Origin of the sequence: Paracoccus subflavus (assembly GCF_004310345.1) — a bacterium.
GTDB lineage: Bacteria > Pseudomonadota > Alphaproteobacteria > Rhodobacterales > Rhodobacteraceae > Paracoccus > Paracoccus subflavus.
In genome coordinates, this window is the sequence record NZ_SISK01000001.1 from 346,993 (window position 1) to 359,853 (window position 12,861).

12 protein-coding genes are annotated in these 12,861 nt (G+C 68.1%); 2 read left to right on the forward strand and 10 right to left on the reverse strand.

Annotation, left to right across the window (positions count from 1 at the left end; genetic code table 11):
* Positions 1 to 3: 3 nt before the first annotated feature.
* The 8 genes from dut to EYE42_RS01785 all read right to left on the reverse strand — a co-directional run bounded on the left by dut (position 4) and on the right by EYE42_RS01785 (position 8,126).
* On the reverse strand, positions 4 to 459 hold the full coding sequence (gene dut / locus EYE42_RS01750) for a dUTP diphosphatase (RefSeq protein WP_130989578.1): 456 nt from the start codon (positions 457 to 459) through the stop codon (positions 4 to 6).
* A 43-nt stretch (positions 460 to 502) separates the two neighbouring features.
* Complete coding sequence (locus EYE42_RS01755) at positions 503 to 1,285, reverse strand: crotonase/enoyl-CoA hydratase family protein (RefSeq protein WP_130989579.1); 783 nt, start codon at positions 1,283 to 1,285, stop codon at positions 503 to 505.
* On the reverse strand, positions 1,278 to 2,141 hold the full coding sequence (locus EYE42_RS01760; RefSeq protein WP_130989580.1) for a hydroxymethylglutaryl-CoA lyase: 864 nt from the start codon (positions 2,139 to 2,141) through the stop codon (positions 1,278 to 1,280). The genes EYE42_RS01755 and EYE42_RS01760 overlap by 8 nt, the downstream gene beginning before the upstream one ends.
* On the reverse strand, positions 2,134 to 2,865 hold the full coding sequence (locus tag EYE42_RS01765; protein WP_130989581.1) for a glutathione S-transferase family protein: 732 nt from the start codon (positions 2,863 to 2,865) through the stop codon (positions 2,134 to 2,136). The genes EYE42_RS01760 and EYE42_RS01765 overlap by 8 nt, the downstream gene beginning before the upstream one ends.
* Positions 2,858 to 4,786 (reverse strand): acetyl-CoA carboxylase biotin carboxylase subunit, encoded by a 1,929-nt coding sequence (locus EYE42_RS01770; RefSeq protein WP_130989582.1) that lies wholly within the window; start codon positions 4,784 to 4,786, stop codon positions 2,858 to 2,860. The genes EYE42_RS01765 and EYE42_RS01770 overlap by 8 nt, the downstream gene beginning before the upstream one ends.
* Before the next feature lie 10 nt (positions 4,787 to 4,796).
* Positions 4,797 to 6,401 carry a carboxyl transferase domain-containing protein gene (locus EYE42_RS01775; RefSeq protein WP_130989583.1) on the reverse strand — a complete coding sequence of 535 codons (1,605 nt, stop codon included), beginning with the start codon at positions 6,399 to 6,401 and terminating at the stop codon, positions 4,797 to 4,799.
* Positions 6,402 to 6,501: 100 nt separating this feature from the next.
* Complete coding sequence (locus EYE42_RS01780) at positions 6,502 to 6,966, reverse strand: lysozyme inhibitor LprI family protein (protein ID WP_130989584.1); 465 nt, start codon at positions 6,964 to 6,966, stop codon at positions 6,502 to 6,504.
* Positions 6,966 to 8,126, reverse strand: a complete 1,161-nt coding sequence (locus tag EYE42_RS01785) for an isovaleryl-CoA dehydrogenase (protein WP_130989585.1) — start codon at positions 8,124 to 8,126, stop codon at positions 6,966 to 6,968. The genes EYE42_RS01780 and EYE42_RS01785 overlap by 1 nt, the downstream gene beginning before the upstream one ends.
* A gap of 169 nt (positions 8,127 to 8,295) precedes the next feature.
* On the opposite strand from EYE42_RS01785, the gene EYE42_RS01790 reads away from it, so the two are divergent.
* Together EYE42_RS01790 and cbiB are read left to right on the forward strand one after the other, a co-directional pair.
* On the forward strand, positions 8,296 to 8,835 hold the full coding sequence (locus EYE42_RS01790; protein ID WP_246020550.1) for a histidine phosphatase family protein: 540 nt from the start codon (positions 8,296 to 8,298) through the stop codon (positions 8,833 to 8,835).
* A complete protein-coding gene (cbiB, locus tag EYE42_RS01795) occupies positions 8,832 to 9,740 on the forward strand; it encodes an adenosylcobinamide-phosphate synthase CbiB (protein ID WP_130989587.1) in 909 nt (302 codons plus the stop codon). Before EYE42_RS01790 ends, cbiB begins: the two co-directional genes overlap by 4 nt.
* On the opposite strand, the gene EYE42_RS01800 is transcribed toward cbiB, so the two are convergent.
* Together EYE42_RS01800 and EYE42_RS01805 are read right to left on the reverse strand one after the other, a co-directional pair.
* Entirely contained in the window at positions 9,724 to 10,503 is a 780-nt protein-coding gene (locus tag EYE42_RS01800) for a transglutaminase-like domain-containing protein (protein WP_130989588.1), read from the reverse strand. The two genes, cbiB and EYE42_RS01800, sit on opposite strands and share 17 nt — an antisense overlap.
* Before the next feature lie 73 nt (positions 10,504 to 10,576).
* Positions 10,577 to 12,856 carry a Tex family protein gene (locus EYE42_RS01805; protein WP_130989589.1) on the reverse strand — a complete coding sequence of 760 codons (2,280 nt, stop codon included), beginning with the start codon at positions 12,854 to 12,856 and terminating at the stop codon, positions 10,577 to 10,579.
* Positions 12,857 to 12,861 lie beyond the last annotated feature (5 nt).

Consider the following 12,861-nt stretch of genomic DNA (forward strand, 5'->3'; position numbering starts at 1 on the left):
TCCCTAGGCCCCGGTCGAGCCGAAACCGCCCGCCGCCCGTTCGGTCGAACGGCTGAATGCCTGAACGACGCCAAAACGGGGCCGCACGACGGGAACGAAGATCATCTGGGCAATCCGCTCGCCGGGCTGGATGGTCAAGGGGGGCGATCCGGCGGGGTTGCGGTTCCAGGTGCTGATCAGGATCTCGCCCGTATAATCGGGGTCGATCAGCCCGGTGGAATTGCCCAGCACCAAGCCGCGCCTGTGGCCCTGCCCGGATCGGGGGAGGATCAGCCCGGCACAGGAAAAATCGTCAAAGGACAGGGCGATCCCGGCGCCGATAAGGACCGCCGGGGCCTGCGGCGCGATGTCCAGGGGCGCGTCGATGCAGGCGAACAGATCGACCGCCGCCGATCCCGGCGTCTGATAGTCCGGGATTCCCCAATCGAGAATACGCGGATCAAGTATCCTGACATCCATGCCTGCCGCCCCCGCTGTTCCGGCCTGCAATAGCGGAAGCGGATCAGACCTGCCAGCGCGGCTTGCGCCTATCGAAGAAGGCGGCGATCCCCTCGGATGCCTCGCCGCCCTCCCAGACGGCGACCAGGCGGTCGATGCTGTCGTCGATGACGGCCTGGTCGATGCGCGGGCCAAGGGCGCGGCATTGCGCCTTGGCGGCGGCCACGGCGCCGGGGGCGGCCATCAGGAACGGCGCCACTTCGGATTCGACCGCCGCATCCAGATCGTCCAAGGCGACGCTGCGGGCGGCAAGGTTCAGCCCCACCGCCTCATCCGCGCCGAACAGCCGGGCCGAGAAGAACACGCGGCGGGCCTTGTCCTCGCCCATGCGGGCCAGGACATAGGGGCCGATGGTGGCGGGGATCAGGCCCAGCTTTACCTCGGTCAGGCCGAATGTCGCGGTGTTGGCGGCGATGGCGATGTCGGCCACGGCCATCATGCCGACGCCGCCGCCAAAGGCATTGCCGTGGACCCGGGCGATCAGCGGCTTCGGCAGCAGGTTCAGCGCCGACAGCATCCCCGCCAGCACCCGCGCGCCGGTGCGCCGGGTGTCTGCATCGGCCTCCATCTGCGCGCGCATCCAGCCCAGGTCGCCGCCCGCGCAGAAGCTGGCGCCATCGCCCGCCAGCACGACGACGCGCACGGCGGGGTCTGTGCCAAGGCGGGCTGCGGCCTCGGTCAATTCCTCCATCATCCGCTGGGACAGGGCGTTATGCTTGTCGGGGCGGGCCAGCCACAGGGTCGCCACGCCGCGTCCGTCGGTGTCGATGCGGATCGTCTCAAACATGGGCCGTCCCCCTCAGGCTGTGCGCAAAGGCGGCGGCCTGTTCGATGACCGCCATGTCCAGGCCATGGGCGAACCCCCGCGCCGTCAGATGCGCGGCGACCTTTTCGGTGGCGACATTGCCCGCCGCGCCAGGCGCATAGGGGCAGCCGCCCAGTCCCCCGACGGCTGCGTCAAAGACGCGCAGCCCGCGCGCCAGGCTAGTGTCGATATTGTCCAGCGCACGGCCCGCCGTGTCGTGGTAATGCCCCGCCAGCCGTGCCGCCGGCAGTTCGTCCAGAACAGCAGCCAGCATGGAGTCGATGGTTTCGGGACGCCCCTGGCCGATGGTGTCGCCCAGGCTGATTTCATAGCATCCCATATCCCGCAACGCCGCCGCGACGCGGGCGACATGGCCGGGGGGCGTCGGGCCGTCGAAGGGACAGTCCGTCACCACGCTGACATAGCCGCGCACCGGAATTCCGTCCGCCTGCGCCGCCCGCGCGACGGAAGCTGCCCGGTCCAGGCTTTCGGCGATGGTCGCGTTCAGGTTGGCGCGGCTGAAACCCTGGGACGCGCTGGCAAAGACCGCGACCTCGCTGGCCCGCGCGGCCCTGGCGGCTTCGTAACCCTGCATGTTGGGCGTCAGCACGGCATAACGGACGCCGGGCGCGCGGGCGATGCCCGCCATCACCTGTGCTGCGTCGGCCATCTGCGGCACCCATTTCGGGCTGACAAAGCTGGTCGCTTCGATCCGCTGAAAGCCCGCCTGCGACAGCATGTCCACAAGCGCGATCTTGTCCGCCGCCGGAATCATCCGCTTTTCGTTCTGCAGGCCGTCGCGCGGCCCCATCTCGAAGATTTCGACCGTCTCAGGCATCGGGAAGCTCATAGAAATCGCGTTCGTAAAGCTGCGGCTCGCCCTGCTGCGGCAACGCGCGCCGAAAGGCCGGGCGCGCGGTGCAGCGATCGGCATAGGCCCGAAGCGCTGGGGTCAGGCGGACAAAACGGCCGGCGGTCCAGACCGACCAGCCCACGGCGCAGTCCACGCCCGAAAAGCCGCTGGCCATCAGCCAGTCCTGGTCCTTGACCGTCTGTTCGACCAGGCACAGGGCGCGGGTTAGCCGCGCCGTCTCCAGTTTCATCACCGTGGGCGATCGCGTCGAGGGATCGCGCAGGACCAGATGACTTTGCGTCAGGTTGGCGATGTGCTGGCCAAGGGTTTCCGCGAAATGCAGCCAGTCGAGCCAGCCCAGGCGTCCCTCGGCCCCCGGCGCGCGCCACAGGTGCGGCCCGCGGGTTTCGCACAGATATTCGACCATGGCGCCGGATTCGTGGATCACGTTGCCGTCGATCTGCAAGGCAGGCGCGCGGCCGACCGGATGGATGGCCTCGTATTCCGCGCCGCGCATGTCCTTGCTGCGCAGGTCCATCACCCGCAGGGCGAAGGGCAGTTCCAGTTCGTTCAGCAACCACAGGATCCGCATCGACCGCGACAGGGGCACGTGCCACAGGATGATCTTTCCGTTGTCATGGGTGACCGGTCCCCCTGCGGCGGGCGGCGGGGCCTCGGTCGGGACGGGATCGGGGGGCGTGTCAGGCATCCTGTTCCTCCAGCCGGATCAGGGGGGCGCCGGCCTCGACCTGATCGCCGGCAGCCGCCAGAACCTCGGCCACCACGCCGTCGCGGGCGGCGGTCAGGCTGTGTTCCATCTTCATCGCCTCCAGCACGGCCAGCCGGTCGCCGGCCTTGACCGCCTGACCCGCGCTGACATCCACCGACTTCACCAGGCCCGGCATCGGCGACAGGGTCAGCGCCGCCCCCGCCCCTGCATCGCCCCGACGGTCCAGCGGATCCAGCGGCGCCAGATGCAGGCTGCCGGCGCCAAAGACGCTGATGCCGCCGTCATGGGCGGCGATGCGGTGTCGGCACAGGCTGCCATCGACCCACCAGCGGTCGCCCTGCCAGCGGACCTCGTGCGGGCCGTCGTCCAGCGTCACGCGGGCCGCACCGGGGCCAAGCACCTCCAACACGGCATGACCGTCTTGCCAGTGGATGGTGCGGCGCAGGGGCTGCCACAGGGTCATGCCCCCCTTGACCGAGGGGTCGGCAAGCCCGGCCAGGCCGATCACCGCAAGGGCGCGGGCGGCAGGCTGGGGCTCGGACGCCGCGACAAGCGCGTCCAGATCGCGCCCGATCAGGCCCGTATCCACATCGCCCGCCTGGAACCCCGCGTGACGCGTCAGGGCGATCAGGAAATCGAGATTGGTGACGGATCCCGCGACCTCTGTATCGACAAGGGCGGCCTCCAGACCCCGCAGGGCGATGGCGCGGGTCGGACCACATGTCACCACCTTGGCGATCATGGGATCGTACCAGGGACTGATCGTGTCACCCTGCCGCACGCCGGTTTCGATCCGCGCGCCCTCAGGAAAATGCAGATGGGCCAGGCGCCCGGTTGCGGGCAGAAAGCCCGCAGGCACGTCTTCGGCGTAAAGCCGGGCCTCGAAGGCATGGCCCCGGATCGACAGTTCCTCCTGGCGGGCGGGCAGAGGTTCGCCGCTGGCCACGCGCAATTGCCATTCCACCAGATCGACGCCGGTGATCGCTTCGGTGACGGGATGTTCGACTTGCAACCGGGTGTTCATCTCCATGAACCAGAACCCGTCGGGGCGCAGGCCCCGGCTGCCGTCCACGATGAACTCGATGGTCCCTGCCCCGCTGTAACCGATGGCCTCGGCCGCGCGGACGGCGGCGTCTCCCATGGCCTGCCGCATTTCGGGCGTCATGCCGGGGGCCGGGGCCTCCTCGATCACCTTCTGATGGCGGCGCTGCAACGAACAGTCGCGTTCGAACAGGTGTACGGCATCGGTGCCGTCGCCGAACACCTGCACCTCGATATGGCGGGGCCGCTGGATGTATTTCTCGATCAGCACGGCGGGGTTGCCGAAGGCGGTCGCGGCCTCGCCCTGCGCCGATTGCAGGGCTGCGGCGAAATCGCCGGGCCGTTCGACAAGGCGCATTCCCTTGCCGCCGCCGCCTGCCACGGCCTTGATCAGCACCGGATAGCCGATCTGGGTGGCCTCCGCTTCCAGATGCGCCGGATCCTGGTCGCTGCCGTGATAGCCCGGCACGACCGGCACGCCCGCCTCGGCCATCAGCACCTTGGCCGCGTCCTTGAGACCCATCTTGCGGATCGCGCTTGCCGAAGGGCCGATAAAGACCAGCCCCGCCGCCGTGACGGCATCCACGAAATCAGGGTTTTCGGACAGGAAGCCGTATCCCGGATGGATCGCCTGCGCGCCCGTGTCCAAAGCCGCCCGGATGATCGCGTCGCCGCGAAGGTAGCTGTCCTTGGGGGCCGGGCCACCGATATGGACGGCCTCGTCCGCCATGGCGACATGGCGCGCGGCGCGGTCGGCGTCGGAAAAGACCGCCACGGTGCGCACCCCCAGCCTGCGGGCGGTGTCGATGACGCGGCAGGCGATCTCGCCCCGGTTGGCGATCAGGATTTTCTGGAACATGGCAGCAACCTCACATCCTGAAGACGCCGAAGCGGGTGGGTTCGATGGGCGCGTTCAGGCTGGCGCGCAGGGACAGGGCCAGCACCTCGCGGGTCTTGCGCGGGTCGATGATGCCGTCGTCCCACAACCGGGCCGAGGCGTAAAGCGGGTGGGACTGGCGGTCGAACATCTCGATGGTGGGGCGCTTGAACTCGGCCTCGTCCTCGGGCGACCACTGGCCGCCCGCGCGCTCGATCCCCTCGCGCCGGACGGTCGCCAGAACCCCCGCCGCCTGTTCGCCGCCCATGACGCCAATGCGCGAGTTGGGCCAGGTCCACAGGAACCGCGGGCTGTAGGCGCGTCCCGACATGCCATAGTTTCCGGCGCCGAAGCTGCCGCCGACCAGCATGGTGATCTTGGGGACATTAGTGGTGGCGACGGCCGTGACCATCTTGGCGCCGTGCCGCGCGATGCCCTCGTTCTCGTATTTGCGTCCGACCATGAAGCCGGTGATGTTTTGCAGAAAGACCAGCGGGATGTTGCGTTGGGAACAGAGTTCGATGAAATGCGCCCCCTTCTGCGCGGCCTCGCTGAACAGGACGCCGTTGTTGGCGACGATGCCGACGGGGCAGCCCTCGACATGGGCGAACCCCGTCACCAGCGTTTCGCCAAACCGGGTCTTGAATTCGTCGAAGCGGCTGCCGTCCACGACCCGCGCGATCACTTCGCGGATGTCATAGGGGGTGCGCAGGTCGGCAGGCACGACGCCCAGTATGTCCTCGGGGTCGTGGGCCGGGGGTTCGGGCGACTGCCAGACCACGCTGTCGGGCATCCTGCGGTTCAGGTTGCCGATCGCGCGGCGGGCCATGGCCAGCGCGTGGGCGTCATCCTCGGCCAGATAGTCGGCCACGCCGGACAGGCGGGTGTGGACATCACCGCCGCCCAGATCCTCGGCCGTGACGACCTCTCCGGTCGCGGCGCGGACCAAGGGGGGACCGGCCAGGAAGATCGTGCCCTGGTTGCGCACGATGATGGCGACATCCGACATGGCGGGGACATAGGCGCCGCCCGCCGTGCAGGACCCCATCACCACGGCGATCTGGGGAATGCCCCTGGCGCTCATCTGCGCCTGATTGAAGAAGATGCGCCCGAAATGATCGCGGTCGGGAAACACCTCGTCCTGGTTGGGCAGGTTGGCGCCGCCCGAATCGACCAGATAGACGCAGGGAAGATGGCACTGTTCGGCGATCTCCTGGGCGCGCAGGTGCTTCTTGACGGACAGGGGGTAATAGGTGCCGCCCTTGACGGTGGCGTCATTGGCCACGACCATCACGTCCTGGCCGTGCACCCGCCCGATGCCCGCGATCACGCCCGCGCCGGGGGCCGCGTCGTCGTACAGGCCATGCGCCGCCGTTGCGCCGATTTCCAGGAACGGGCTGCCGGGATCCAGAAGGTTCGCGACCCGTTCGCGCGGCGGCATCTTGCCCCGGCTGGTATGACGCTCCATCGCCTTGGGACCGCCCCCGGCGGCTGCGGCCAGGGCGGCCTGCCGCGCGACCTCCAGCAGCGCCAGATGCGCGGCGCGATTGGCGCGGAACGTGTCCGATGTGGTCAGGGCCGATGATGTCAGCTTCATGGATGGACTTTCCGGAAAAAGGCACGGCAGGTCGGAATCGGCCATGCCGCTGCAAGGGCGATTGCGGGACGACGGCGTGGACCCTGGCTGCGCGGCACTATCATCCCTGCAAGCTCCGCAATTCCAGGGCGCGCATGGCCGTCATGCTCATCTGGCAATTGGCCGCGGCAATGGTGCGCATCGAACCGCCGCCATAGCGGGCATACTGGAACGCGCATTCGGCATCGCGCCAGGCGATCCAGGCGCGCTGCGCATCGCGCAGGCGGTCGGCGGCGGTCTGGTCCTCTGCGTAATGCGCCCGTGCGGCCTGGTATTCGCGGTTCAGCGCCGCATCCCAGGCCGCATGTTCGCCCATCACGCATCGCGAGATGCCAATGGTGGTGTCCCCGCCCGGCGCCTGCTGGCATTGCTTCGCCGCGGCGCCGATGCAGCCGGGCGCAAGATCGCCCGCGGGGGTATCGGCCACACAGGCCTCGACGATCGACGCGTCTACGGACAGGGGTTTGTCATCCTGCGCCAGGGCGGGTGCCGCGATGACCAGCAGGATCATCAGGGCCGCACGCATCAGACCAGCCCCATCAACTCTCGTCCGATCAGCATCCGGCGGATTTCGCTGGTGCCGGCGCCGATCTCCATCAGCTTGGCGTCGCGGAACAGGCGGCTGACGGTGCTGTCGTTCAGGAAACCCGCCCCGCCCAGCGCCTGCACGGCCTGATGCGCCTGCACCATGGCCTGTTCGCTGGAATAGAGCACCGCGCCCGCCGCGTCCTGCCGCGTGACCTTGCCGGCGTCGCAAGCCTTGGCGACCTCATAGACATAGGCGCGGGCGGTGTTCAGCCCGACATACATGTCGGCGATCTTGGCCTGCATCAGTTGAAAGGAGCCGATGGGCTGGCCGAACTGCTTGCGCTCGCGCACGTAAGGCATCACCTCGTCCAGGCAGGCCGCCATGATGCCGGTGCTGATGCCCGACAGGACCAGCCGTTCGTAATCCAGCCCCGACATCAGCACGCGGACGCCCCGGCCTTCCTCGCCCAGGACATTCTCGAACGGCACTTCGCAGTTCTCGAAGATCAACTCGCCCGTGTTCGATCCGCGCATTCCCAGCTTGTCGAAATGTGGGCTGGTGGAAAAGCCGGCCATGCCACGTTCGATGATAAAAGCGGTGATGCCCTTGGACCCCGCGTCAGGATCGGTCTTGGCATAAACCACCAGGGTATGTGCGTCCGGCGCGTTGGTGATCCAGTATTTGTTGCCGTTCAGGACATAGCGGTCATTGCGCTTTTCCGCCCGCAGCTTCATGCCGACAACATCGCTGCCCGCGCCTTCTTCCGACATGGCAAGCGCGCCGACGGCCTTGCCGGAACACAGGTCGGGCAGATACTTGCGGCGCTGTTCGTCGGTGCCGTTCAGCTTGATCTGGTTCACGCACAGGTTCGAATGCGCGCCATAGGACAGGCTGACGCTGGCACTGGCGCGGGCGATTTCCTCGGTCGCGACGACATGGGCCAGATAGCCCATGCCCGACCCGCCGAATTCCTCGGGGACGGTGATGCCCAGCAGGCCCAGGTCGCCCATCTCGGTCCACAGGTCATTGGGGAATTCGTTGCTGCGGTCCACCTCGGCCGCGATCGGCTTGACGCGATCCTGCGCCCAGCGATGCACCATGTCGCGCAAGGCGTTCACGTCATCGCCCAGATCGAATTCCATCCCCTGCGTGAACATCCGCACCCCTCCCCGATTTATTGAACGACCGTTCATTTAATACATAGCCCAGTCGTGCGGCATCCGTCAAGATCAAGGGTGCGCCGCAACCGCCCGCTGGTCAATCGCCGATGACTTGCCCCTCGGTCGCGGGCGGGACATGCTGCGCCGGGGTTTGTGGAAAGGAACCATGGTCCGTATTCTGATCCTGCGCCACGCGCCGGCGATGCCGGGGGGCATTCTGGCGGGACGGCGTGATGTCGATGCCGACTGCACGGCAAAGGATGGCCTTGCCCGGATCCGCATCCGGATCGGCACCGTCCCGCAGATCGTCAGCAGCCCTGCCCGGCGCTGCCTGCAAACCGTCCAGGCCCTTGGCCTGCGGCCCGACCGCGAATGCCCCGAACTGTGGGAGCAGGACTTTGGCGCCTGGGAAGGTCTGCCCCACGCCGCGCTGCCCGACCTGGGGCCCTTGTCCACGGCCGAACTGGCCCTTTACCGTCCACCCGGCGGCGAAAGTTTCGAGGACATGGCATCTCGGGTCCGCCCGCTGTTGCACGAACTGGACCGGGATACACTGGTGGCGGGTCATGCGGGCACCGTTCGCGCCGCGCTGTCGCTGCTGGTCGGTCATGCGGCGCTGTCCTTTCAGATCGCGCCCCTGTCGCTGACGGTGCTGCACCGGCTGTCCGGGGTCTGGTCGGTCGAATCCGTGAACGTGACCGCATGACGATCCCCCTGATCGCCTTGCTGATGGACGCCGCGATCGGCTGGCCCGACCGCTGGTTCCGCCGGATCGGACACCCGGTCACATGGATCGGCGCGCTGATCGCCCTGCTGGATCGCCGCTGGAACGCGGGCAAGGCGCGTTTCCTGAAAGGGGCGGCTGCCAGCATCGCTATGATTGCGGCGGCGGCGCTGCCTGCCGCCCTGTTACAGGACTGGCTGGGCCCGGTGGCATCTGGCCTGTTGGCTTGGCCGCTGGTGGCGGCGCGGTCCCTGGACGAACATCTGCGCGCCGTGGCCCGGCCCCTGGCCGCAGGCGATCTGCGCCGCGCGCGGCAGGCCACGGCGATGATCGTCGGCCGCGACGTGACGCGGGCGGACGAGGCGGCATTGGCCCGCGCCAGCATCGAAAGCCTGGCCGAGAACGCCTCGGACGGGGTGATCGCGCCCTTGTTCTGGGCGGCGGTGGCGGGATTGCCGGGGATCGCGGCCTACAAGGCGATCAACACGCTGGATTCGATGATCGGGCACCGCACCCCCCGGCATCGGCAGTTCGGCTGCTTCGCGGCGCGGCTGGACGATCTGGCGAACTGGCTGCCCGCGCGGATCACAGCCATCGTGATCGCCCTGGCCTCGGGCAGGGCGCGCTTGGCCTGGACGGTCGCCGGGCGCGACGCCCGCAGGCACAGGTCCCCCAATGCCGGCTGGCCCGAGGCGGCCATGGCCGGTGCCCTTGGCATCCGGCTGTCCGGACCGCGCGTCTATGCCGACCGCGTGGCCGACGAGCCCTGGCTGAACGGCCAGGCACCTGACCCCGTCGCAAAAGATCTGAGGCGCGCCATGACCATCTATCGGCGGGCAATCCTGCTGGCCGGGGTGGCGTTGCTGGCGGTCAGTCCGTTTGCGTGACCGAAACCGTCTGGGTCTGCAATTCGGTCGCGGTCACGGTGGTCAGGAAGGCCACGTCAACGGCATCGCGGCCAACCGCGACCAGGGCCATCTCGTCCGCCTCGGCCATACCGGTCGGATCGATCAGGTGCCAGGTGCCGTCCAGATAAACCTCGGCCACGGCATGAAAGTCGGGCGGTTCGACCCGTGGGGCAAAGACGCTGGCGATGCGCGCCGGAATCTGGCCCGCTCGGCACAGGGCGATCATCAGATGCGCATAGTCGCGGCACACCCCGCGCCGTTCCAGAAACGTGTCCGCCGCCGTCGTGCTGGCGGTGCTGACCCCGGAAACATAATCCAGTCGCTGTTCGATCCAGTCGCGGATCGCCACCACCTTGTTCCCGCCCGACAGATCGCCGAACCGCTGGTTGACAAAGGGTCCAAAGCGTTCGGCCTGGCAATAGCGCGACGGCAGCAGATAGCGCAGCGCGTCGCCGGGCATTTCGTCCACCTCCATCGCGGCCATCCTTTCGAACACCGGCCGGGTGCGGGTGACGATCACGTCCGCCGAATACCGGCAGCGCAAATCCTCGGCCGCGCGGATGATGATCTTTTCACCGATCCCCTCCTCGCCCGGAACGCGGGCCAGATGTTCCACCGGGCCGAAATCGATGCTGGCATTGCTGATTTCCTGCCCGAAGGCCCCTGCGGCCTCGACCGCCAGGATGGCCGGTCCCGGCGTCAGCAGCGTGTAATGCAGGTCAACCTCGATCTTGATGCGCATGGGATCCCGTCTGCGTTGATACGGCACGAAACGACAGGATGGCGCGAAAGGTCCATGGGTCGCGCAAAGATCTTCAGTCCCGGCGCAGGGCCTGTGCCAGGGCTGCCCCCAAACTGCCTTCACCGCCCTGTTTTGCGGCAGGGCGGGGTCCGGGCTTGCCGCGCGCGGCCGGCGCGGGTGTTTCTTCGGGTCCGCCCTTGCGCATGCTCAGGCCGATGCGCTTGCGGGCCACGTCGATCTCGGTCACGCGGACGCGGACCACGTCGCCGACCCTGACGACCTCGTTCGGGTCTTTCACGAACCGATCGGCAAGCTGGCTGACATGGACCAGCCCGTCCTGGTGGACCCCGATGTCCACAAAGGCGCCAAAAGCCGCGACATTGGTGACTGTACCTTCCAGCACCATGCCGGGCCTCAGGTCGGTGATCTGTTCGACCCCGTCGGCAAAGCTGGCGGTGACAAAGCCGGGGCGCGGATCGCGACTGGGCTTTTCCAGTTCGGCCAGGATGTCGCGCAGGGTGGGCAGGCCGAACCGGTCGTCCACGAACTGTTCGGCCCGGATGCCCTTGAGCGCCGTCCCGTCGCCCATGATCGCGCGGATGTCGCGTCCGCAGGCGGCAACGATCCTGCGGGCGATGCCGTAAGCCTCGGGGTGGACGGCGGAGGCGTCCAAGGGCTCTTTGCCGCCGGGGATGCGCAGGAAGCCCGCGCATTGCTCGAACGCGCGGGGGCCCAGGCCCGCGACCTTCTTCAGGGCGGCGCGGGACGGGAAGGCCCCGTTTTCGTCGCGCCATGCAACGATGTTCTGGGCCAGCGACGGTCCCAGCCCCGCGACATGGGCCAGCAAGGGCGCGGATGCGGTGTTCAGATCGACGCCCACGGCGTTCACGGCATCCTCGACCACGGCCTCCAGCGTGTTTGCAAGCTGCCGTTGATCCACGTCGTGCTGGTATTGGCCGACGCCGATGGATTCAGGCGGCACCTTGACCAGTTCGGCCAGCGGATCCTGCAGGCGCCGGGCAATGGACACCGCGCCGCGCAGGGACACGTCAAGCTGCGGAAACTCTCGGGCCGCCAGTTCGGACGCCGAATAGACCGAGGCGCCGGCCTCGCTGACCACCACCCTGGTCGGCACCGTGGCGCCCGCGGGCAGGCGCTTAAGAATGTCGCCCACCAGCCGTTCGGTTTCGCGGCTGGCGGTGCCGTTGCCGATGGCGATCAGGTCGGCGCCGTGTCGCGCGATCAGCGCCAGCAACGTCGCCTCGGCCCCGCGCAGGTCGTTCCTCGGCTGGAATGGATAGATCGTTGCGGTGTCCAGCAGCTTGCCGGTCGTATCGACCACGGCGATCTTGCACCCGGTGCGGATGCCCGGATCGACGCCGATCGTGACACGCGGCCCGGCGGGCGCGGCCAGCAGCAGGTCGCGCAGGTTGCGGCCAAAGACGCGGATCGCCTCGTCATGGGCGCGCTTGCGCAGTTCGGTCAGCAGATCGACATACATCGTGTTCGACAGCCGCACCCGCCACGTCCAGGCCGCCACCTGCCGCAACCATTGGTCGCCGGGGCCGCTGCGCAACGGACCCAGGGCGCGGGCCACGATCCCTTCGGCCCGCGGGGTGCCGGTGTCGGAATCGGGCGAAATGTCGATGGTGACGATTTCCTCCTTGGCGGCGCGCAGGATCGCCAGGGCCCGGTGCGAGGGGATCGCCGACCATTTTTCCCGATGGTCGAAATAATCGCTGAACTTGGCGCCGACGGCTTCCTTGCCCGCGATCAGACGGGCCGCGATGAACGCCTCGGTCCGCATGAAATCGCGCAGATTGCCCAGCAGCGCGGCGTTTTCGGAAAGCTCCTCGACCAGGATGTCCCGTGCGCCGTCCAGGGCGGCCTTGGCGTCCGGCACCGCGTCGGTCAGGTATGTCGCCGCCAGGGTGGCAGGATCGGCCGTCCGGTCGGCCTGAATGGCGCGCAGCAGCGGTTCAAGCCCCTGTTCGCGGGCAATCATCGCCTTGGTGCGGCGCTTGGGCTTGAAGGGCAGATAGATATCCTCGAGCGCGGCCTTGGTTTCGGCCCCGGCGATGGCGCCGGCCAGATCGTCGGTCAGCTTGCCCTGACCGGCGATCGACGCCAGGATCGTCGCCCGCCGCGATTCCATCTCGCGCAGATAGGCCAGCCGGTCGGCCAGCATCCGCAACTGGGTGTCGTCCAGACCGCCCGTCGCCTCTTTCCGGTAGCGCGCGACAAAGGGCACAGTGGCGCCGCCGTCCAGCAGACCTGCGGCCGCCGCGACCTGGCCGGGACTGGCCTTGATCTCGGCGGCGATGATGCGGGCGATGCGGTCGGCGGTGTCCATGATGT

What these genes read in the sequence shown, in the direction of transcription:
- EYE42_RS01805 (WP_130989589.1), bottom strand. Translation starts at nt 12,856, where the DNA reads ATGGACACCGCCGACCGCATCGCCCGCATCATCGCCGCCGAGATCAAG.
- EYE42_RS01755 (WP_130989579.1), bottom strand. Translation starts at nt 1,285, where the DNA reads ATGTTTGAGACGATCCGCATCGACACCGACGGACGCGGCGTGGCGACC.
- EYE42_RS01760 (WP_130989580.1), bottom strand. Translation starts at nt 2,141, where the DNA reads ATGCCTGAGACGGTCGAAATCTTCGAGATGGGGCCGCGCGACGGCCTG.
- EYE42_RS01765 (WP_130989581.1), bottom strand. Translation starts at nt 2,865, where the DNA reads ATGCCTGACACGCCCCCCGATCCCGTCCCGACCGAGGCCCCGCCGCCC.
- dut (WP_130989578.1), bottom strand. Translation starts at nt 459, where the DNA reads ATGGATGTCAGGATACTTGATCCGCGTATTCTCGATTGGGGAATCCCG.
- EYE42_RS01775 (WP_130989583.1), bottom strand. Translation starts at nt 6,401, where the DNA reads ATGAAGCTGACATCATCGGCCCTGACCACATCGGACACGTTCCGCGCC.
- EYE42_RS01770 (WP_130989582.1), bottom strand. Translation starts at nt 4,786, where the DNA reads ATGTTCCAGAAAATCCTGATCGCCAACCGGGGCGAGATCGCCTGCCGC.
- EYE42_RS01790 (WP_246020550.1), top strand. Translation starts at nt 8,296, where the DNA reads ATGGTCCGTATTCTGATCCTGCGCCACGCGCCGGCGATGCCGGGGGGC.
- EYE42_RS01780 (WP_130989584.1), bottom strand. Translation starts at nt 6,966, where the DNA reads ATGCGTGCGGCCCTGATGATCCTGCTGGTCATCGCGGCACCCGCCCTG.
- EYE42_RS01785 (WP_130989585.1), bottom strand. Translation starts at nt 8,126, where the DNA reads ATGTTCACGCAGGGGATGGAATTCGATCTGGGCGATGACGTGAACGCC.
- EYE42_RS01800 (WP_130989588.1), bottom strand. Translation starts at nt 10,503, where the DNA reads ATGCGCATCAAGATCGAGGTTGACCTGCATTACACGCTGCTGACGCCG.
- cbiB (WP_130989587.1), top strand. Translation starts at nt 8,832, where the DNA reads ATGACGATCCCCCTGATCGCCTTGCTGATGGACGCCGCGATCGGCTGG.